Origin of the sequence: Sphingobium sp. CR28, from assembly GCF_052327305.1 — a bacterium.
Lineage (GTDB): Bacteria > Pseudomonadota > Alphaproteobacteria > Sphingomonadales > Sphingomonadaceae > Sphingobium.
The window spans coordinates 2,501,279-2,520,170 of sequence record NZ_CP182486.1 but is presented as its reverse complement, the minus strand read 5'-3'; the positions used below and the strand labels follow the sequence as shown (position 1 = coordinate 2,520,170).

Here is an 18,892-nt window from a genome sequence, read left to right as displayed (position 1 = left end):
AGACCAAGCGAACGGCCTTCGCGAGCCGGAATTTCCGCGACTTCCTGAAAGATTGTGGTGTCGGCCGTTTCGTGCTCCTTTCCCGTCCGCCGTACGATCCCGGTTGGGCGAACGCAGCAAGAACAGGACCTTCAATGTCGTTCTTCTCCAGAATGTTCAGGTTTTCCTCCCACGATATGGCCATCGACCTCGGCACGGCGAACACCGTCGTCTATGTCCGCGGCCGTGGCATCGTGCTGAACGAGCCCTCGGTCGTCGCGGTCGAGACGCTGAACGGCGTGAAGCGGGTCAAGGCTGTGGGCGACGACGCCAAGCTGATGATGGGCAAGACCCCGGATTCGATCGAGGCAATCCGCCCGCTGCGTGACGGCGTGATCGCGGACATCGACATTGCCGAGCAGATGATCAAGCACTTCATCAGCAAGGTGCACGGGCACCGCCGGATGCTGCGTTTCCCCGAGATCGTGATCTGCGTGCCGTCGGGCTCCACCCGCGTGGAGCGCCGCGCGATCCGCGATGCGGCGAGCAATGCCGGCGCAAGTCAGGTCTTCCTGATCGAGGAGCCGATGGCGGCCGCGATCGGCGCCGACATGCCGGTGACGGAGCCGATCGGCTCGATGGTCGTGGATATTGGCGGCGGCACGACGGAAGTCGCGGTGCTCTCGCTGCGCGGCCTTGCTTACACCACCAGCGTGCGCGTGGGCGGCGACAAGATGGACGAGGCGATCGTCTCCTTCGTGCGGCGCCACCATAACCTACTGATCGGCGAGGCCACTGCCGAGCGCATCAAGAAGGAATATGGCATCGCCCAGAAGCCGGCGGACGGCATCGGCGAGATCATCCACATCAAGGGTCGCGATCTGGTGAACGGCGTGCCCAAGGAAATCCAGATCAATCAGGGCCAGATCGCCGATGCACTCTCCGAGCCGATCAGCACGATCGTGGACGGTGTGCGCGTGGCGCTGGAGAACACTGCCCCGGAACTCGCGGCGGACATCGTGGATCAGGGCATCGTCCTGACCGGCGGCGGCGCACTGCTCAAGGGTCTGGACGAAGAGCTGCGGGACGAGACAGGCCTGCCCGTGACCGTCGCCGAAGATCCGCTCACCTGCGTCGCGATCGGCACTGGCCGCGCGATGGAGGACCCGATCTTCCGCGGCGTCCTGCAGACCGCCTGATCCTAGGGAGCCGTCGAGCATGGCGCCAGGCGAGAATCGGCGCCCCGGCTATGATCGGAAGGCCCAATACGGGCTTTTCGCGACCTATGTGATTGCCATTGGCGGCATGCTGCTCGGTGTGCTGCTCATCATCGTCTCCATTGCCGACCCGTCGGGATTCGCCGTGCTGCGCAGCGCAGTGGCGGAGGCGACCCGCCCGGTCTCCGTGTCGCTCCGCTCGCTCGTGCGGGGCGTCGGCAATGCCGACGAGGCGATCAGCGCCTATATCCGCGCTGGCTCGCAGAATGCCGCGCTTCACCGGCAGGTGGAGGCGAACCGCACCAAGCTCATCGAGGCCGACGCGATCCGTCAGGAGAATATCCGCCTCAAGCGCCTGCTCAACCTCATGAACGAGGATGACGGCATGGTCGCCGCCGGACGGCTCATCAGCTCGACCTCGTCGAGCAGCCGCAGGATCGCCCGGCTCGACATCGGCTCCCGGCGCGGCGTGCTTGCCGGCATGCCGGTGCGCGCGCCCGAGGGATTGATCGGCCGGATCATCCTGGCCAGCCCGAATACGGCGGACGTGCTCCTGCTCGTGGACGAAGGCAATGTCGTGCCGGTGCGGCGGACACGAGACAATATTCCCGGCATCTCCCGCGGGCGGGACGACGGAACGGTGGAGATCCGCCCGCTCAATGCGGAGCGCAATCCCTTCCGCCCCGGCGATGTCGTCGTCACCTCCGGCGTAGGGGGCCTCTATCGCCCGAATATACCCGTCGCCGTCGTGGCGCGGCTTGAGCGGGATGTCGCCATCGCGCTACCCCTCGCCAATCCCGCACGCGTCGAACTCGTCGCCGTGCAGGCACCCTTCAGGCCGGAGCCCGCAACCGCGCCGCCCGTGCTTCAGCCCACGGCCGGGGGCAATGAGGCCGCCCCGGAACGAGCCCGGACAGCGCCATGATGCCGCTCAACGCGACCCGGCTCGGCCGGCAACGCACGCCTTTTCGCATCAAGGCCACGCCCATCATATCCGTGATGCTGGCCTCTCTCGCCACCGCGCTACCCATCGTGGCGCAGTCGCCGATCCTCCCCCCCTTCGGCCTCATGCTGTTCCTGGCCTGGCGACTGCTTCGCCCGGAATTGTGGCCGGTGTGGATCGGCCTGCCGCTCGGCGCCTTTGACGATCTGGCGAGCGGACAGCCGCTGGGCACAGGCATGGTCCTCTGGACACTCATCCTGCTCGGCATCGAGCTCGACAGCCGCAGGCACCTGTTCCGCGACTATCTGCAGGACTGGCTTATCGCCGCAGTCGCAATCGCGGTCTGGCTGGTGGGAGGCGGGCTGATCGTGCGCCTCTCCGGCCATGGCGGGCCGGTGGTTCAACTCTTGCCTCAGATCGGATATAGCATATTGCTGTTTCCGCTCGTGGTGCGGGTGTGCGCCACGCTCGATCGATGGCGATTGCCGTGAATCTCTTTGGCAAAAAGCATATTTCAGCCGCCACATTGTCGCTCACTTTCTCGCGCCGCGCCATGTTCCTTGGCGCCGCGCAGGCCGGTGTCGGCGCGCTGCTTGCTGGGCGCATGGGCTACATCGCCATTGCCCAGAACGAGAAGTATCGGCTGCTTTCGGAAAGCAACCGCGTCAACCTGACGATCATCCCGCCGCGTAGAGGCTGGATTATCGATCGCAATGGCCTGCCGATCGCGAATAATCGCACGGACTTCCGCGTCGATCTCATCAAGGATCGCCTGCAGAACCCCGAGCAGACTGTCGCGACGCTCACTCAACTGCTCTCGCTCTCGCCCAACGATGTCGAGCGGATCAACGAGGATCTGGAAAAGGCAGCCGGCTTCCAGCCCGTGCAGGTCTCCGACGGCCTGACTTACGAGCAGTTCGCCGCCGTCTCCGTGCGGCTAGGCGATCTGCCCGGTGTCGCGCCCGCGCAGGGCTTCTCGCGCAACTATCCCGCCGGACCTTCGGTCGGCCATCTCATTGGCTATGTCGGCGCGCCCTCGGCGGAGGACTATCAGAAGTCGCGCAACCCGCTTTTTATCACGCCGGGTTTCAAGGTCGGCAAGCAAGGCCTTGAAAAGTCTTTCGACGACTATCTTACCGGCAAGCCCGGCGCGCGCAGAGTGGAAGTGACGGCACGCGGCGATGTCGTGCGCGATCTGGAGACCCGGCCGGACACGCCGGGGCGGACGATGCGCCTCACCATCGATGCGGGCCTTCAGGAGTTTGCCGGGCGGCGGCTGGGAACGCAGAGCGGCGCGGTCGTGGTGATGGACTGCCACACCGGTGACATTCTCTGCTCGGCGTCCATGCCCAGCTACGATCCCAACAGCTTCTCGGACGGGATTTCCCAGCTCGAATGGTCGATGCTCTCGCAGGACGACCATGTGCCGCTGCGCAACAAGACGTTGCAGGGTCTTTATCCCCCCGGTTCAACCGTGAAGCCCATGGTCGCCATGGCGCTGCTTGAGGCCGGCGTACGCCCGGAGGAGACCGTGGGTTGCAGCGGCGCGCTCCGGGTGGGAAACACCTTGTTCCACTGCTGGTCACGGCGCGGCCATGGCGCGGTCAACATGCAGCGCGGCATCGCGCAGAGCTGCGACATTTATTTCTACGTCATGGCCCAGCGCATCGGCATGGACCCGATTGCCCTCATGGCGCGGCGCCTGGGTCTGGGTCAGCGGTTCGATCTGCCTTTCCCCAGCCAGAGCTACGGCACCGTCCCAGATCCTGCCTGGAAGCTGAAGAAATACGGCAAGGAATGGCAGGCCTACGATACGGTTAATGCCACGATCGGCCAGGGCTATATGCTGGTGAACCCCACTCAGCTCGCGGTAATGGCGGCGCGGATCGCCTCTGGCCGCAATCTCTCGCCCAAATATATCATGGACGGCAAGCAGCATGGCGGCGACCTGCTCGGCATCATGCCGGACCATCTCGAGGTCATCCGCAATGCCATGAGTGCCGTGGTGAACGGCGGAGGCACGGGCGCGGCCGCGCGCATGTCCATCCCCGATGTGCTGATGGCAGGCAAGACCGGCACCGCGCAGGTGCGCCGCATCACCATGGCCGAGCGCCGATCGGGCGTGCGCGGCAACGCCTCGCTTCCCTTCAAGCTGCGCGATCATGCGCTGTTCCTCGGCTTCGCGCCTTACGATAGTCCGCGCTACGCCATCGGCTGCATCATCGAGCATGGCGGCCATGTCAGCCGTGTTCAGGACGCGCCGATGATCTCGGCCGACTGCCTCTCCTATCTTTATGACCGGCCCAAGATGCTGGAAAAGCTGACAGCCCTTGAGGCGGAATGGGGCGGCACACCTCAGGACCGCCTTGCCCGGCAGCTCGACGCCTATCGTATCGAGAAAGGTCTGGCAGCGAGCACACCTCCCAGTCCCGCCAATGCCGCAGGGAACGCCGCTGCCCCGGCGAGACCAGGCGCAGATGACGATGCCGACAGTGTCTCGGAAACCGAAGCGCGTGAGGCTGCCGAAACCGAACGCCGGCAAGCCCCGGAGCCCGCTCCGACCCCCGGTGCGAGCCCGAGCCCCAGCCCTGCCGCCACAGGCACGGGTACAGGCGGAACCGGGAGCCAGCAGCCATGAGAGGGATCGTCCCCGAGTCCGTCGCGACGATGCCCTGGCGGCTCTACGGCCTACTCTTCGCCATCGCGCTGTTTGGCGCCGTGGTGCTCTACAGCGCTGCGGGCGGCCATGTGCAACCCTGGGCGGGCATGCAGATGGCCCGGTTCCTCATCTTCCTTGGCATGGTGGAGGTCGTCTCGCGTATCCGCTTCGAGTGGATTTCGAGGTTTGCCTTTCCCGCCTATCTCGCGATCCTTGCCGCGCTCATTCTGGTGGAGCTGATCGGCGGTGTGGCTGGTGGCAGTCAGCGCTGGATCAACCTTGGCTTCATGCAGTTCCAGCCGTCCGAAATGATGAAGGTGTGCGTGGTCCTCGCGGTTGCCCGCTTCTACGCGCTGCTGCCCATGGGCCAGACGCGCAGCTGGACCGCGATCTGGCCGGCCCTCCTCATCATCGGCGTGCCGGCCGCGCTGGTGCTGGTGCAGCCGGACCTCGGCACGGCCACTATGGTAACGCTGGGGGGCATCTGCGTGATGTTCATGGCCGGCCTGCCGCTCCGGCTGTTCCTCACTGCCGGGGGCGCATTCGCGGCCATCGTTCCGATCGCCTTCAGCTTCCTGCACGACTATCAGAAGAACCGGGTGCTGATCTTCCTCGATCCGGAAAGCGATCCGCTTGGCGCGGGCTATCATATCAGCCAGTCCAAGATCGCGATCGGCTCGGGCGGCATCTTCGGCAAAGGCTTCCTGCAGGGCACGCAGAGCCACCTCGATTATCTGCCCGAGGGCCACACCGACTTCGTCTTTGCCACCATGGCGGAGGAGTGGGGCATGATCGGCGGAGTGGGGCTGATTGTCGCCTTCCTCATGCTGCTGCGCTGGGGCATGCGGGTCGCCCAGCGCACGGACGACCGCTTCGCGAGCCTCGTCGCTGCGGGCCTCACCATGACGATCTTCTACTATATCGCCATCAATCTAATGATGGTGATGGGTCTGGCGCCGGTCGTCGGCATCCCGCTGCCCTTCATGAGCTATGGCGGCTCCTCGATGCTCACCGTCATGCTTTGCATCGGCATCATCCGGAACATTGACCGTAATCAGGACAGGCTCTCGGGCGCCTGGCGCTGACGCGGGCGCCCCCTGCGTTCTCTTTTGCGCATTTTCCTGTTGGCAAAGCGGATGGTCGATGCTAACCGCGCGCTCCTGATCCGAGGAGCCACCTCTCCTCTCAGCTCCGCTTCCACGGAGCGACCCCGGATGGACGCATAGCTCAGTTGGTAGAGCAGCTGACTCTTAATCAGCGGGTCCTAGGTTCGAGCCCTAGTGCGTCCACCATTTTTCTTCCTTCATAATCAAGAGTTTACGTCGAGGCCGGCGACAAGCTTGAGCCGCGGACGGCTCTCACTGTGACCATTTTTGTGACCTGGGCTTCCCAGCTTTTCCGGGCAGTTAGACTTTTTCGTGTCTGTGACCGGATTAATCAGCGGGTCTGTGCCCGGCAAAATCAGCTGGTCGGCATAGGGCTGGAGATGCTTCACCGACATGTGCGCATAACGCCGCACCATCGTCTCCGATTTCCATCCCCCCAGCTCCTGAAGCACCCAGGTGGGCACGTCGTTCTGCCGGAGCCAGGTCGCCCAGGTGTGCCGCAGATCGTGCCAGCGAAAATCCTCAATCCCGCAGGCCTTCAATGCTGCACGCCAGGTCCGCGTATTCGCATTGGCAAGGCGCTTGCCCCGAAATGTGAATACGTGAACCGGATGCTTGCCCTTCTGCCGCCGCAACACGCCAAGGGCCGCCTCGTTCAGGGGAACGCCGAGCGCCTCCCCGTTCTTGGTCTCGCCATATCCGATCGCGGCGATACGCCGGGTCATATCGACCTGATCCCATCGCAGATGGAGTATGTTGCCCTGACGCAGGCCGGTCGACAAAGCGAACAGCACCACCTCGCGCTGGTGTTCAGGAAGCCGACCCATGAGCTCAGCGGCCTGATCATGGGTGAGAAACCGCACCCTGACCCGGCCACTGTGCGCATAGGTCTTGAACGCCGGCACATGCGCGATCCATTCCCATTCCCGCATCGCCTTCCGGAAGATCGCGCGGATAAGCGCGACATAGAGATCCTTGGTGCGATCGCTTTTGCGGGCGAAATGGCGCGATATGAGCCGGTCGATCATGTCCCTGCTCACTTGATCCAATGTCTTGCCACGCAGATGCTTAGTGAACCAACGGATCCGGCTCACATCGTCCCGGTAGGATTTCGTGTGCCTTCTCCTTCAGCCACCGCAAAGCAGCCTCGTCCCATGTCCGTTTCGGCTTCTGCTTCAGCCTGACAAGATCCCACAGCTCGGCCTTCAACTTATCGTGATATTCGAGCGCCTTCAGCCTGTCGGTCTTTCCAGTAGAGCGTCTAATGAGCGTTCCGTCAGGTGCTGTGAGCTTGACGTAGTATTTTCCTGCACGGCTGATGTTCGGAACGGAGTTTGCTGGCTGGCGGCCGCAAAATGAGGTCGATGGCGGTTTCCATCGCATGGACATCATCGCCCGGCTTGTCCCAACGGAGAACCCCTTCTGGTCTAGCTTGGCGAGTGACTTCCGCACACGATACGTGATCTTCGAGTTCAAAAACTATAGTGACCCCATCTCGCAGGATCAGATCTACACCACCGAGAAATATCTATTCACCGCTGCGCTGCGTTCAGTTGCGATCATCGTGGCCCGGAATGGCGCCAGCGAAAGCGCGCGCAAAGCGCGCCGTGGATCGCTCCGCGAGCAAGGCAAGCTTATACTCTGCATCGGCATGGATCAGCTTTGCGAGATGCTGCGCAAACGCGATGGGGGAGGCGATCCCACTGATCATCTCTACGAACAACTCGACGAACTGCTGATGACCATTGCTCGTTAACATCGGCATCTAACAAGTGTGCAGCTCGATCCATGCTTGCGACAGGCAGAAAAGTCCCAGTTCGCCTCATTAAGGCGGAGATGAACAAATGGCCGCTTTCGGGATGCTAATTCGGCAGATTGAACGTCCGACATGTTGGCGACAGCTGCCGCCCTACCCGCAGCCAATCAGGTAGTCGGCGTTTTCCAACAAGGTATTGAGCGCGGTGTGTCGCCGATTGATGCACGCAAGACTGGTCATCAAAGAACCTTACAGATGCGACCCCTTCAACTGCGCCGACACCCTTGGATGTGCCGGGCATGTCTTCGTCGGTCCCAGATCACTGGACTGTCGGGATCGCCGCACGACAGTCGCTAGCGCATTCGCGGCACATTTCGGCGCAGAGCTTGCAATGCTCGTGAGCGTGCCGCGAACATTCCTCGGCGCAAAGATCACAGATCGATTTGCAGGTTTCGAGCATCATCCGCAGCGCCTCGATATTCTGCCCCGTGCGACGAATGGCGAGCCGCGCAGTTGCCGCGCAGACATCGGCGCAGTCGAGGCACGAGCGGATGCACTGCCGCATGTCCATCGTCTCAGCCGCACAGGCGTCCGCGCAGCTAGTGCACATCTCGGCACAGAACATGGCATGTCTTGCTGCCGTCGCGAGCATATCGTTGAAGTCATCACCCACGTCCGGATGAAGGGCAATCATCTTGTGGATCGACATGGCTCATCTCTCCTTTTTGCGGCGGGTTTCCCAGCCTTTCCTGGCGGCGGCGGAGCGCCTTTCAGCGCTCTGACTTGTGCCACCCTTGTGACCACCTTTTTTCGAGCTCTCGTGGTTTCCAGTCTTGCCCCGCCCCGACCCCGACTTCTTGCCCCCACCGGACTCTTTGTTCACCGTCGCCCAGGCGCGGCGTTCCGCCTCGTCTTTGGACACGCCACGATCCTCATATCCGTCCTCGATATGCTCGGCTTTGCGCTTTTGCTTGTCGGTGTATCTGGACTTGTCACCGCGCGGCATCGCCCTTCTCCTTTCTGTCGAAGGCTGCCCGAAGCTCCTCCTTGGCTTTTTCCAGGATCTCCCTCTGCCCGGCGCCAAGATTGTCCCCCGCCCGGTTGATGTAGAACGTCAGCATGCTCATTGCAGATTGCAGCGGAGTACCTTTACGCCGATGGCTATGCTCGGCGGAGCGTTTCAGCGAGAGGGCGATCGCCTTGGGATCATCCTGCTTGAACACGCCGTCGTCTAGATCGAGCGCATCGCTATGGTCGGTCACATCCTGTGACCATTTGTGCCTGATCATCGGACTTCTCCCGCTCGGGTCAGCTACCCGGATTGGTATTGATGGGTGGAGCCAGAGGATTGCTCTCTGACCTATCCTTTTCCGCATCCTGATCGACAGCATCGTCTAATCCATCATCGGGTGGTGTCGGCGATCCCCTCTCCGGCGGAGGCGTCCCAGCGCCGCCTTCCGCTGGTTCTGACGCGTGCGGCTGAACAGCATCATCCTTTGTCATCGGTTCTCTCCTTGCGACCTTTTTCCAGCGCCCTCATGATCGGACCGGGTGTTTGTGGCGGGGTGGCTAGCGTGTCGTTCATCGGATCTTCCTCAATGAGCCGAGGTCGCGATGAAAACAGAACCTATGCTCCTGCTAGCCGTTCCGCCTCAAACGCTAGAAGTTGTACAAATTAACCTAGGTGTATCACTTTGACTGCAGTCAGCGGCCGCAGTTCGCTTCAACCATCCTTGGCGAATGCGCGAGCCCCTGATGCGAGCTCCAACGGCACAGTCCAATCTCGGCGGCCGTGAACCAACGGCCGGTTTCGGAATACCCTAGGGCGCCTTCGATGTCCGGATTGTTGGCGGCTGTGGACGCTGCGTCGGTATCTTCCGGAACCGGCGGCTCTCGACCAGATTTGGCCGTTCCAGTCACGCGCGTAGAACGTCCGAGTCCGACAGAAGCAGTCGCCTCCGCAGCGAAAGTCAGACTATCGGATAGGCCGGAGCGTGTTTACGCCTGCCTCAGCGTCCGTTTCCCCCTTCGGCGGCGACGCGCCGCGATCACGGTATGAAGGAAGGTCTGGCGCGCCGTCCGGGGTGGGGTGTGCTTCAAGCCGGGCGATTTCGCGCTTCATCTCGGCAATCTCGCGCACCTGCGCATCGATGATCCGGTCTGCGATCAGGCGCACCTTCGGATCTTTGATGTGGGCGCGTTCGCTGGTCATGATCGCGAGCGAGTGATGCGGGATCATCGCTTTCATGTAGCTGACGTCGCCGACCCTCTCCTGGCTGCGGACCAGCCAGAGCGCTCCTGCGAAGACGGCGATTGCTCCGGCGGCGATGCCACTGTTGGCTCGGCGGTTCGGATACATGCTCCACATGAAGCCCATCATGATGAGCGCCATGACGGCACCCATCAACACGGCCATCCAAGTGCGGGTCTGGCTGTATCCGACGTGGCTCATGGCATAGGTGTTTAGATACATGAGGCCGAACATCACGATGGTCGACGTGGCGATCATCGCGGCGAAGCGACTATATCTCATGCTCATGCCGCCCTGACTATGATGGCTCTGCGCGTGCTTATCCATGTCATGCTCCTAATCCCATCGAAATAACCCGCGAGTGTGGGGCAGTTCCTCATCCAGTGATCCTCAAACGGGTGAACAGCATGAAGCTCGTCGGATCAGAACCGTAGCGAGGCTGGATGTCGCGCGGCAGGTCGTACTTGCTGACCAGTCCGCCCAGGTCGAGCGCCAACTTGCCGAGGGGAATCGAGTGGTAGCCCCCCAGGCTGAGCTTGCTCACGTTGAAGACGCGCCCGGCAAGCGCGTCGCCATCGTGCTCGTCGCCCAACAACTCGTCCTTATCGACGTTTTCGGCGCGGCCGAAGATCGTCCACCGGCCCAGCTGGATGGCACTGTCGAGGAGAAACGCATCGGTCGTGTAGCCATGGTCGCCACCGGATGGGTCATTGCGGCCCCAGGCGAAGGTCGACTGCCAGTTGCGATTTCCACCCAGCGGCAGGTTCCAGGTGATCGATGCCGAGGTACGGCGCACATCCTCCTCGGGATGCAGCCCCTCGGGGCTGTGCAGGAATCCGTGACTCACCTGCGCGGACAGGTTGGGCGTTGGATTGACGGTAGCGCGGACCGACCAGCTGTCCATCCGCGGACGCTCGATGTCCCAGCGGTTCTTATCGGGCTCACGTCCAGTGAAGATGGAGCCCTCTAGCTTCAGCCCCTTGTAGACGAGGCCGGCGGTGACGACGCCGAAGGTCACGTGCGTCGAGTCCAGCCAGTGGTGCGAGATCGGCGCCTCGGGGTTCGCCATACCTGAGAAGCGGTGCATAAAGGTGGTGGGCCCCAGCGCAGGTTCTCCTGGCAGGCCGAGGTAAACGAAGCCCGATAGATCGCGGCCGAGCGGATGACTGTAGGCGGCGGCCAGTTCCATGAAGGCGTCGTGCGGGTGCTGGCGATCGACCAGTTCAGTGCGGCCATCCGCGGTCTCGCCGGTGGCGAGAAGCAACGGGTAGCCCGATTTGCCCATCAAGGGATCGAGGCTACCCATCGCACGCAGCGTCAGCGTACCGCCGCCAAGTTCGCGTTGCCCCATGCCCATCAGCATCGAGGTCGAAAAGGTCTTGCGGTCGCCGCGGGGTCCACCTTGGTCGTCGTGGATGAGGGTGACGAAGCCGTGGACCATGGTCGACCAGTCGCCCGCCTTGCCCATGATCGCCCACATCGGGTAGCTTTCGGGCTGCCAGGCGGTACCGGAGCCGTCGCGCATCATACTGTAGGGCCCGAGCGCGCCCTTCATGCCGTGCATATCCATGCTCGCATGATCCATCCCGTGCATCTCGCCATTATCGGCTGGGCCGTGCCCCATCACATCGTGATCCATTCCGGGCATTGCCGCCTGCGGTGGACGCGCAGGTGCGCTTGGCGTCGGTGCGGGGGCATTGTGCTGCGCTTGCGGATCGGTCTGAGCAGGCGCCGGCGCTGTCGTTGGCGCTGTTGCTCGATGCTGATGTTCCATGCCACCCATGTCCTGGGCGTGCGTCACGGCGGGCAACAGGACGGCGGTGGCGGCGAGTAGGTGGACAATGCGCATGCGGTGCTCCGAAAAAGAAATCCGTCGTCTGGCGGGGCGGGTCACATCGTCACCATCCAAACAGCCATGGCGATCATGCCAAGGTTCTCCGTGAGCGAGACGAAGCCGAGCGGCACGTTGGACGATCCGCCGACACAGGCGCATTTCAGCTCGCGCTTGTCGACATAGACGGCCTTGCATACCGAAACTGCGCCGACGCCGCCGATGAACAGCGCAATCGGGACCGATAGCCAGGTGAGGACGCCGGCAACCATCAATATGCCAGCGAGACCTTCAGCGAAGGGGTAGATGTAGCCGTAGCGAACCCAGCGCCTAGCTAGCAGGTCGTAGTTGAGGAACATCGTCGAAAAGCGCTCGACGTCCTGCAGCTTGAGCAGCGCAAGAATTGCCATGCTGAACCCGCCGAACCACTGAAGCGTATGTGCGGTGACGGGCGAGCCAAAGGCGGCGTGGCTTCCCGCCACCGCCAGCAGCGCGGTCATCGCGAACAAGACGATCACGGGACGGTAGCTGGTGGCGCCTGGTTCGGCGACGTGCTGTCCGAAGTGCCGACGAAGGTCATCATAGCCGCCGATGCGCTCGTCGGCGATGAACACCTGGGGCGTCGTCTTCACGCCGTGCTCGGCCTTGAACGCGTCCGTCTCGGCGCGGGTGGTGAGATGGTGGTCCTCCACCTCAAAGCCCTTGCGCGTCAGCAAGTCGAGCGCCTTCAGGCCGTAGGGGCAGACATGCGCAGGCATCACCATGCGGTATAAGACGGCGGTGGGACTGGTAGACACGGGTGCGCTCCTGATTGCCGAATGCGGCACCCAACCCATATAAGGTCCGTAGTATAGTCCGGAGTCAAGGCCTATGACGAGAATGACGATTGCAAGGCTGGCGAAGGCCGGCGGGGTCGGCGTGGAAACGGTGCGTTATTACCAGCGGCGTGGCCTGCTCATGGAACCGGCGAGGCCGGACGGCCGCGGTTTCCGCAGCTATGACAATGCGGACGTACGGAGACTGAAGTTCATCCGCCAAGCGCAGGCGGCGGGCTTCACGTTGGAGGAGATAGGAGAACTCCTCAATCTGGATGCGATCGACGACCGCGCCCGAGCGAGGGAGTTGGCGCGGTCGCGCGTCGCGGCGTTGGACACCAAGATTGCGGAACTTCAGGACGCGCGGGCATCGCTCAAGCGTCTCGCGGAGGCGTGCGGGCACGGCAGTTCTGGCCCCTGTCCGATCATCACCGCCTTTGAGCGATGATGCCGCAGCTGCGCTGGCTCGTGAGTACCTTTCGCGGCTGCGTAAGTGGGCGACGAGCCATGCTCATGTGCATGTGTCGGATCAAAGAGGTCCGCCTGAGAACCGGCGTTCGCCAAAGTAGGCAGGAACGGCCGGAGAGTCCCACGCGCCGCTAGGTTGGCCCCTCGCTGGAGGCGAGGAGCCGATGTTCAAATTTCTGTATTCTCGGCGAGGGCAAGTGCGTCCTCCACGTCAATCCCGAGATAGCGCACCGTATTCTCGATCTTACTATGTCCAAGAAGGATCTGGACGGCGCGAAGGTTGCCAGTCGCCCTGTAGATGATCGATGCCTTCGTTCGCCGAAGTGAGTGCGTTCCATACTCGCTTCGCATCAGACCGACGCCGGTCACCCATTCATCGACGAGCCGGGCATACTGGCGCGTGCTGAGATGCCCATTGCGATCGACCCGGCTGGGGAAGACATAGTCGTCCACTGTGCCGCCACGCCGCTCAAGCCAAGCCAGCAGGCTGGTGCGAGCGTCTGCAAGCAGCTCGAACTGAACAGGCCGACCTGTTTTCTGCTGCATCACGATTGCCCGCGTCCCGATATGGCCGCCGCTGACAACGTCGCCGATCTTCATTTGCACCAAGTCGCAGCCTCGGAGTTTGCTGTCGATCGCCAAATCGAACAGCGTCCGATCTCGCAAGCGGCGGCGCTGATTGAGGTAGAAACGGGTTTCCCAAATCTGCTTCGGTTTCAGAGCCCGCTTTGCACCCCCGGTCCTTCCGGCGTTCCAGACCGGGCGTTTGGTGGCGGTGAGTTCTGTTTCAGACATCTCCATGATCGTTCTCCTATGGCCAGAGCGGCCAAAGGGAGAACGTCTTTGGATTTGACGGTCTGGTGCCCCACGGAGGGCCTATGCCGACCAACTCAAGCCGTTCCGGTCGGGTCACGGGTACTACCGCTATCGCCGAAAGCGGCCAGTCATAGGTTCTCGACCAAGGACAAGGAGCGCCCGGTCGAAGGCCGTTCGTCGCACGCTCCTCCTCCCCAACGCTTGCTGCTGCTACACACCATTTGACAGTCCCATTTCTCCATCTCTCGGAGAAAGTTTCGGGAAAGAGCAATTGGGAACAGATTCTGAGGAAACTGCCACCTATAGATATGGGAGAGATCGCTGCGCTCGGCCCGTCCCGTTGAAGATCCCCAACTGGGAAGTTCGTTCGAGTTATCCGACGCTTTTGAAACGACCCGATACAAGAAAGGCAAGATCCCAAAAAATCGTGCCGTTCGCTGCTCGACGCTCGTCATCAAGGCGCTGGGCGAGCGTATCCAAATCGATTTGATCTCGAACGACACCGTGTTCGACCATGCGTGGCAGCATGATACCCATGAGCGTTGGCAGGAAGGATTCTTCCCAAGGCTGAATCAGAACGCCCTCGCTGCGTGCGTGCTCGATCGTGAATCCCTTTGCGCGTATCAGAGCCGCGAGGCGATAGCCGAGGCCGACGTCTCCCTTTTCCGCAGCGACGGTGTGCCATATCATTTTGTAGCACTGCCGATGCACCGGGAGAGCGTTGGTGCCGGCCGGCAGATCGGCGCGGGCATGTTCTTGCAGGGCGAGGATCGTGCCCGGTTTTGCCAAAAGTGCCAGTCGGGTCAGCGTTGCAGCGGCATCCGGAAGGTACATCAGCACTCGCCGGCCGACGATTGCGTCGAACACGCCAAGATCGGGCAATTCAACGCTCAGATCGGCGATTTGATAATGGATCGGGGCAGTCTCCGTGTTGGTTGGTACGCCGCGTGCCGACGTTAGCGCTTCCTCGCTCGTGTCAACACCAACAACCTCGCCACCCGGACCAACCAACCCAGCCACAAACCGGCTCAGATCACCGTTGCCGCATCCAACATCAAGCACGCGCATGTTCGCGGTGATCCCCACATTGGGAAAGAAGCGGGTGCTTGGAGCATTCGCCGGATTAGCTAACGCGGGCTTATGATGTGACATTGTCTCATAGTAGGGAGTAACCTTGAAGCGAGCAAGGCATCTGAGCCGGGTTGGCACTCCCACCTTTAATCTGTCTCGAAATTCAATCCTTTTCGGGACACTCGCGAACGGGAGTTTTTGGCTGAACCCGCCGTTCGGCGAGGGCGCTGTGTGTGGCAGGTATGTCCCCAATGACGCCCGATCCCTTTGCCGCACAGCCTGATGAACGAAGAGCAGATTGTAGGAAGGCGCTTCGAGCGGTCCAATGTCCGCTTTGTCGGCGATTTCAGAATCACTAGGGGTTTGAACCTCTCAACCGTGCTTGGCTTTGCCGGTTGGGTGCGGCATGATGTCAGAATGAAGTCAGCCCCGTGTACCATCTGCATGACGCTTCCGCGTTAGTGACGTGAGAAGCTGAGCCGGGCGATCGACTGATCGTCCCTGCGCGTCCCTCCAAACGGTTGGCCGAATCTTACCGCGACCGCGACGAGCTAGCATTCAGGTAATCATGATGCCCAATATTTTCGAAAGCCCGTTCAAGGGCATAACTCTCGATCGTCTTGTTACCAACCCCAACATTCAGGTTGGAAGGTACAGCTACTATTCCGGCTACTATCACGGTCATGGCTTCGACGATTGCGCTCGCTTTCTGCTGCCCGGCGAGGACGCAGACAAACTCATCATCGGATCGTTCTGCTCGATCGGTTCTGGCGCGGCGTTCATTATGGCCGGCAACCAGGGCCATCGAAGCGACTGGATAAGCACATTTCCATTTTTCTGGATGCCGGAGGTTCCCGCATTCGCCAGAGCTGAGAACGGATATCGGCCGGCCGGGGACACCATTGTCGGCAACGATGTATGGATTGGATCTGAAGCGATGGTCATGCCCGGTGTTAAAATCGGGGACGGGGCAATCATCGGCACACGCAGCGTCGTAACGAAGGATATTGCTCCCTACACAATCGTCGGTGGAAACCCGGCCCAGGTGATCCGTAAGCGGTTTACTGACGACGACATCGCTCGCTTGCTTGAGCTAAGCTGGTGGGATTGGAGTGATGATCAGTTGCGCGATGCAATGCCATTTCTGACCAGCGGCAACATCGTGGGGCTGTACAGCTTTTGGCAACTGAATATCCAATCTGCCTGATATCATGAACTGAGCGACCAGCAGCTTGGAGCGTCGATACAGGGATCGCTTTTGCATCCGCCTGTTCGCCTCTCCTCGCCCGAGGGCGGGCTCATCCATGGGCCGCGCGGCGTTCCACACGCTCTGCAGTCTGCGCATCAATGATGGCCCGGATCTGACGAAGCAGAGGATGCCTATCGGTGTGCGTGGTCCCATAAGCCAGGTTGAAGGCATAGTCGAAGTCGGGACTGTTCCGACCGACAAGATGCTGCATCATGGTCTCGAGCTTGTCGAAGCCCTTGGCGATCACCGCTTCGGGTGAGCGTCCGACGGCATACTCGTCCCAGAGCTCGACGATCACTTCGCGCAGGTCGGTTGGAAGCGGATGGCATAGCGCAATGAGGTCGGCACGTTCGCGCGCCGCACGATCCGGGTCGGCGAGCTGCGCGACGGCCGGAGTATCGCCCGAGAGCGCTTCTCCCAGATCATGCACCACGAGCAGCTTCAGCAGCCGTGCGATATCCAGACCGACCAGCTCGCGCTCGAACATCAGCACCATCAGGCACAATCGCCAGCTATGCTCCGCAGTACTTTCCGCCCGACCTTGGCGCGTGCGCCCGGAGCGCAGCGTGTCCTTGAGCTGTTCGGCAGCCTGCAAAAACGCCAGGATTCCCTCGAGCCGGCTGGGCTGGATCGCTGACCCGTCTTCCAATGTCGCCGGCATCACTCGCTCCTCATAGAGATTGTTGAGACCTGACCATTCCGTTCGCGCAAGGATCGATTGCCGGCACCGGCTCGGGAAGCGACGACACCGGCTGCCTCCAGCTCAGCTGCGACCAGTGCGCACATTGTGGCAAGGGCAAGCGCTGCGACGAGCAGCCCCAGACCGCCCCAACCCCATCCCATAACCACAAGGCCACCGAGCGGCGGACCGATCAGGGCGCCACCCGCCCCAAATTGCGTAATCAAGCCATTCGCCAGGGCAATCCTCGGATCGGTGGCGGACCGCGCACCCGCGAGCAAGGGAAGACGTCCAAAGACGATCGGCGATGCGATCCCGCTGGAAAAGGAAATCCACAGTGCCCAAGCGGCACTGGTCCAGAGGATCGCGTTCGGCGCCGATCCTGCCGCAAAAACCTGCGGCGCTGCTGCAGCTGCGGCGAGCAGGCTGACCGCGATGATCGCGAGCGTGCGCTTGCCGTCCAGCCACCCTCGCCGTGCGAGCCCGATCGCCACCACTGCCCCCGGGACTGAACCCAGGGCCACGATCCCGGTGGCGAAGCCCGCGAGAGGTGACGACACCCCTGCCCGCTCGACCAAGAACGAGGGAAACAGCATCGTCAGCGCGCAGATGAAAGTGGTGTAGAGGCCGAAGCCGAATGTGGCGATCCACGCGGCCACGTCAGGAAACGCACGGGCCTGCCTCACGGACGGCGCGGCTGCGGGGAAACGCAGCACTGTAACCATTGCGGACAGGCTCAACAACGACCACAGGAGGAACGCTCCGCGCAGTCCCAAAGTCGCGAACGCCACTCCCGTCACCACGCTGCCCACCGCCATGCCGACAGCGACGAAGGTGCTCCACAACGAGAGTGCCGACGCACGGTCGCGCTCGGAAGCGATCGCGGCGATGAGCGTCGGTGCCGCGATCACGACCAGCAGATAACCCATCCCCTCGGCGACGCGCGCGGCCAGTAACGCCGCCGCTCCGGACGCATAAGCCTCAGCGACCCCGGTGACGGCCAGGATCGCAAGGCCAGCGATCAGCGAGCGGCGAGCACCGATCCATCCGAGCGCCATGCCGGCGGCCAGCCCGAACAGCGCGCCTCCCACCTCGAGGAGCGAGATCAACAGGCCGGTGAGCGCAATCGAAAGTCCGAACGTGTCGGCGAGGCTTGTTGCGAGGACAGCGATCTTTGCCAATTGTGCGGCCGCCAGAATGCCGATCAACCAGAGGATGAGGATAAAGACCCGATCATGTCGCATGCGGCGCTTGCTAGCCGGAGCGACGCTGCCGCGGAACGCAAAAATTATGCGTGGCTTGCGATCGTCGTGGTGAGCCTGCCGATGCGTCCATCGGAGAGCGGGATCGTCTCCCATTGCATGATCCCGGGCGAAACGGGGATTTCGTCGCTGGCATTCCCGCCAGTCGCGAACCGAAGCAACTGACACGGGCGCTCGAACCATCCGGCGGCGGCAAGGCTATCCTCCGCCGCCATGATCTCATCGCTGGCGAAGCGCCACAAGGACGATCCGAGATAAGATACAACATCGACGTTCCACGATGCTGCGCGTGTCGGCGAGGCAGCGAGAAGCCGGTGAGTGGCATCGCAGATGAGATGCACAGGCAGCGATGATGTTGACACCAGGCGCTTTAGCGCAGCGTCGCTCGTGCTGGTTGCGCTTGCCGCTACAATCTCCGCGATGCGATCACGGTGGCCGGCATCAGGCTCCTGCGCGCCGCTCTCCCAGCGCGAGACGCTGCCTTGGCTGACTGACAGCCGCTGCGCAATGTCGCCTTGCTTGATTCCGTTCAGCCGACGAAACCGGCGGAGCGCCTTACCGATCGGAAGATCGTGTTGCATCTCCACTTCATATCGAATTCGCACTCAGCTGTTCAAGACCTCGTGCGAATAGCTTGAATGGCGGGCGTGCGTCTCGATCGGACCAGAGCGCGAGCGGCCCGATCTCTTTCCGTCTGCGGCCCCAGTCGATTGATGCCCTGTATGACCTTCAAGCTAGATCCGCCGTTCGGACAGTCTCGTGAACGAAGGACCGGTCAGGAAGCCGCTTC

General features: G+C 62.1%; 20 protein-coding genes and 1 tRNA gene. 9 read left to right on the top strand and 12 right to left on the bottom strand.

The genetic code is table 11. The annotated features are described in order from the left end of the window. Positions 1 to 134 precede the first annotated feature (134 nt). From ACNAOH_RS12105 to ACNAOH_RS12080, 6 genes are all read left to right on the top strand, one after another. On the top strand, positions 135 to 1,178 hold the full coding sequence (locus ACNAOH_RS12105) for a rod shape-determining protein (protein WP_443970418.1): 1,044 nt from the start codon (positions 135 to 137) through the stop codon (positions 1,176 to 1,178). 19 nt (positions 1,179 to 1,197) lie between these two features. Further along, the gene (gene mreC, locus ACNAOH_RS12100; protein WP_443970417.1) at positions 1,198 to 2,121 is read left to right on the top strand and encodes a rod shape-determining protein MreC; all 924 of its coding nucleotides are present in this window, start codon (positions 1,198 to 1,200) and stop codon (positions 2,119 to 2,121) included. Further along, entirely contained in the window at positions 2,121 to 2,630 is a 510-nt protein-coding gene (gene mreD, locus ACNAOH_RS12095; RefSeq protein WP_443972130.1) for a rod shape-determining protein MreD, read from the top strand. Before mreC ends, mreD begins: the two co-directional genes overlap by 1 nt. Beyond that, on the top strand, positions 2,615 to 4,777 hold the full coding sequence (gene mrdA / locus ACNAOH_RS12090) for a penicillin-binding protein 2 (protein WP_443970416.1): 2,163 nt from the start codon (positions 2,615 to 2,617) through the stop codon (positions 4,775 to 4,777). Before mreD ends, mrdA begins: the two co-directional genes overlap by 16 nt. After that, positions 4,774 to 5,883, top strand: a complete 1,110-nt coding sequence (rodA, locus tag ACNAOH_RS12085; RefSeq protein ID WP_443970415.1) for a rod shape-determining protein RodA — start codon at positions 4,774 to 4,776, stop codon at positions 5,881 to 5,883. The genes mrdA and rodA overlap by 4 nt, the downstream gene beginning before the upstream one ends. Before the next feature lie 131 nt (positions 5,884 to 6,014). After that, positions 6,015 to 6,090: transfer RNA gene (locus ACNAOH_RS12080), tRNA-Lys, on the top strand. A 17-nt stretch (positions 6,091 to 6,107) separates the two neighbouring features. Here the strand turns inward: ACNAOH_RS12080 and ACNAOH_RS12075 are convergent. Beyond that, positions 6,108 to 6,932 carry a site-specific integrase gene (locus tag ACNAOH_RS12075; RefSeq protein WP_443970414.1) on the bottom strand — a complete coding sequence of 275 codons (825 nt, stop codon included), beginning with the start codon at positions 6,930 to 6,932 and terminating at the stop codon, positions 6,108 to 6,110. A gap of 353 nt (positions 6,933 to 7,285) precedes the next feature. On the opposite strand from ACNAOH_RS12075, the gene ACNAOH_RS12070 reads away from it, so the two are divergent. After that, on the top strand, positions 7,286 to 7,660 hold the full coding sequence (locus ACNAOH_RS12070) for a hypothetical protein (protein ID WP_443970413.1): 375 nt from the start codon (positions 7,286 to 7,288) through the stop codon (positions 7,658 to 7,660). A 319-nt stretch (positions 7,661 to 7,979) separates the two neighbouring features. Here ACNAOH_RS12070 and ACNAOH_RS12065 read toward each other — a convergent pair whose 3' ends face one another. The 6 genes from ACNAOH_RS12065 to ACNAOH_RS12040 form a co-directional block, all read right to left on the bottom strand. Beyond that, the gene (locus ACNAOH_RS12065; RefSeq protein ID WP_443970412.1) at positions 7,980 to 8,369 is read right to left on the bottom strand and encodes a four-helix bundle copper-binding protein; all 390 of its coding nucleotides are present in this window, start codon (positions 8,367 to 8,369) and stop codon (positions 7,980 to 7,982) included. A gap of 3 nt (positions 8,370 to 8,372) precedes the next feature. Next, a complete protein-coding gene (locus ACNAOH_RS12060) occupies positions 8,373 to 8,666 on the bottom strand; it encodes a plasmid stabilization protein (RefSeq protein ID WP_443970411.1) in 294 nt (97 codons plus the stop codon). Further along, entirely contained in the window at positions 8,653 to 8,949 is a 297-nt protein-coding gene (locus tag ACNAOH_RS12055) for a DUF3175 domain-containing protein (protein ID WP_443970410.1), read from the bottom strand. The genes ACNAOH_RS12060 and ACNAOH_RS12055 overlap by 14 nt, the downstream gene beginning before the upstream one ends. Positions 8,950 to 9,635: 686 nt before the next feature. Further along, positions 9,636 to 10,238: a DUF305 domain-containing protein gene (locus tag ACNAOH_RS12050; protein ID WP_443970409.1), complete on the bottom strand. Its 603-nt coding sequence runs from the start codon at positions 10,236 to 10,238 to the stop codon at positions 9,636 to 9,638. 49 nt (positions 10,239 to 10,287) lie between these two features. Then, complete coding sequence (locus ACNAOH_RS12045; protein WP_443970408.1) at positions 10,288 to 11,760, bottom strand: hypothetical protein; 1,473 nt, start codon at positions 11,758 to 11,760, stop codon at positions 10,288 to 10,290. Positions 11,761 to 11,801: 41 nt separating this feature from the next. Then, positions 11,802 to 12,578 carry a glutaredoxin family protein gene (locus tag ACNAOH_RS12040; RefSeq protein ID WP_443970407.1) on the bottom strand — a complete coding sequence of 259 codons (777 nt, stop codon included), beginning with the start codon at positions 12,576 to 12,578 and terminating at the stop codon, positions 11,802 to 11,804. Positions 12,579 to 12,612: 34 nt separating this feature from the next. Here ACNAOH_RS12040 and ACNAOH_RS12035 point away from each other — a divergent pair, with 34 nt between their 5' ends. Continuing rightward, positions 12,613 to 13,005, top strand: a complete 393-nt coding sequence (locus ACNAOH_RS12035; RefSeq protein ID WP_443970406.1) for a MerR family transcriptional regulator — start codon at positions 12,613 to 12,615, stop codon at positions 13,003 to 13,005. Positions 13,006 to 13,193: 188 nt separating this feature from the next. Here the strand turns inward: ACNAOH_RS12035 and ACNAOH_RS12030 are convergent, their stop codons facing one another. Beyond that, positions 13,194 to 13,826 (bottom strand): tyrosine-type recombinase/integrase, encoded by a 633-nt coding sequence (locus tag ACNAOH_RS12030; RefSeq protein ID WP_443970405.1) that lies wholly within the window; start codon positions 13,824 to 13,826, stop codon positions 13,194 to 13,196. 387 nt (positions 13,827 to 14,213) lie between these two features. After that, positions 14,214 to 14,993, bottom strand: a complete 780-nt coding sequence (locus ACNAOH_RS12025; protein ID WP_443970404.1) for a methyltransferase domain-containing protein — start codon at positions 14,991 to 14,993, stop codon at positions 14,214 to 14,216. Between the two features lie 490 nt (positions 14,994 to 15,483). Here ACNAOH_RS12025 and catB point away from each other — a divergent pair, with 490 nt between their 5' ends. Continuing rightward, positions 15,484 to 16,119: a type B chloramphenicol O-acetyltransferase gene (gene catB / locus ACNAOH_RS12020; protein ID WP_443972129.1), complete on the top strand. Its 636-nt coding sequence runs from the start codon at positions 15,484 to 15,486 to the stop codon at positions 16,117 to 16,119. A 91-nt stretch (positions 16,120 to 16,210) separates the two neighbouring features. Here the strand turns inward: catB and ACNAOH_RS12015 are convergent, their stop codons facing one another. From ACNAOH_RS12015 to ACNAOH_RS12005, 3 genes are read right to left on the bottom strand one after another with little or no spacing between them, the layout of a single operon-like run. Continuing rightward, complete coding sequence (locus ACNAOH_RS12015; protein WP_443970403.1) at positions 16,211 to 16,822, bottom strand: HD domain-containing protein; 612 nt, start codon at positions 16,820 to 16,822, stop codon at positions 16,211 to 16,213. Further along, a complete protein-coding gene (locus tag ACNAOH_RS12010; RefSeq protein WP_443970402.1) occupies positions 16,822 to 18,084 on the bottom strand; it encodes an MFS transporter in 1,263 nt (420 codons plus the stop codon). The genes ACNAOH_RS12015 and ACNAOH_RS12010 overlap by 1 nt, the downstream gene beginning before the upstream one ends. Before the next feature lie 44 nt (positions 18,085 to 18,128). Continuing rightward, positions 18,129 to 18,683: a helix-turn-helix domain-containing protein gene (locus ACNAOH_RS12005; RefSeq protein WP_443970401.1), complete on the bottom strand. Its 555-nt coding sequence runs from the start codon at positions 18,681 to 18,683 to the stop codon at positions 18,129 to 18,131. Positions 18,684 to 18,892: the final 209 nt, after the last annotated feature.

Bases quoted from the DNA above. Each gene is read 5' to 3' on its own strand.
- ACNAOH_RS12015 (WP_443970403.1), bottom strand. From the start codon at position 16,822: ATGCCGGCGACATTGGAAGACGGGTCAGCGATCCAGCCCAGCCGGCTC.
- ACNAOH_RS12045 (WP_443970408.1), bottom strand. From the start codon at position 11,760: ATGCGCATTGTCCACCTACTCGCCGCCACCGCCGTCCTGTTGCCCGCC.
- mrdA (WP_443970416.1), top strand. From the start codon at position 2,615: ATGGCGATTGCCGTGAATCTCTTTGGCAAAAAGCATATTTCAGCCGCC.
- mreD (WP_443972130.1), top strand. From the start codon at position 2,121: ATGCCGCTCAACGCGACCCGGCTCGGCCGGCAACGCACGCCTTTTCGC.
- ACNAOH_RS12060 (WP_443970411.1), bottom strand. From the start codon at position 8,666: ATGCCGCGCGGTGACAAGTCCAGATACACCGACAAGCAAAAGCGCAAA.
- ACNAOH_RS12065 (WP_443970412.1), bottom strand. From the start codon at position 8,369: ATGTCGATCCACAAGATGATTGCCCTTCATCCGGACGTGGGTGATGAC.
- rodA (WP_443970415.1), top strand. From the start codon at position 4,774: ATGAGAGGGATCGTCCCCGAGTCCGTCGCGACGATGCCCTGGCGGCTC.
- ACNAOH_RS12040 (WP_443970407.1), bottom strand. From the start codon at position 12,578: ATGGGTTGGGTGCCGCATTCGGCAATCAGGAGCGCACCCGTGTCTACC.
- ACNAOH_RS12050 (WP_443970409.1), bottom strand. From the start codon at position 10,238: ATGGATAAGCACGCGCAGAGCCATCATAGTCAGGGCGGCATGAGCATG.
- catB (WP_443972129.1), top strand. From the start codon at position 15,484: ATGCCCAATATTTTCGAAAGCCCGTTCAAGGGCATAACTCTCGATCGT.
- ACNAOH_RS12005 (WP_443970401.1), bottom strand. From the start codon at position 18,683: ATGCAACACGATCTTCCGATCGGTAAGGCGCTCCGCCGGTTTCGTCGG.
- ACNAOH_RS12025 (WP_443970404.1), bottom strand. From the start codon at position 14,993: ATGTCACATCATAAGCCCGCGTTAGCTAATCCGGCGAATGCTCCAAGC.
- ACNAOH_RS12035 (WP_443970406.1), top strand. From the start codon at position 12,613: ATGACGAGAATGACGATTGCAAGGCTGGCGAAGGCCGGCGGGGTCGGC.
- ACNAOH_RS12105 (WP_443970418.1), top strand. From the start codon at position 135: ATGTCGTTCTTCTCCAGAATGTTCAGGTTTTCCTCCCACGATATGGCC.
- ACNAOH_RS12070 (WP_443970413.1), top strand. From the start codon at position 7,286: ATGGACATCATCGCCCGGCTTGTCCCAACGGAGAACCCCTTCTGGTCT.
- ACNAOH_RS12030 (WP_443970405.1), bottom strand. From the start codon at position 13,826: ATGGAGATGTCTGAAACAGAACTCACCGCCACCAAACGCCCGGTCTGG.
- ACNAOH_RS12075 (WP_443970414.1), bottom strand. From the start codon at position 6,932: ATGATCGACCGGCTCATATCGCGCCATTTCGCCCGCAAAAGCGATCGC.
- ACNAOH_RS12055 (WP_443970410.1), bottom strand. From the start codon at position 8,949: ATGATCAGGCACAAATGGTCACAGGATGTGACCGACCATAGCGATGCG.
- ACNAOH_RS12010 (WP_443970402.1), bottom strand. From the start codon at position 18,084: ATGCGACATGATCGGGTCTTTATCCTCATCCTCTGGTTGATCGGCATT.
- mreC (WP_443970417.1), top strand. From the start codon at position 1,198: ATGGCGCCAGGCGAGAATCGGCGCCCCGGCTATGATCGGAAGGCCCAA.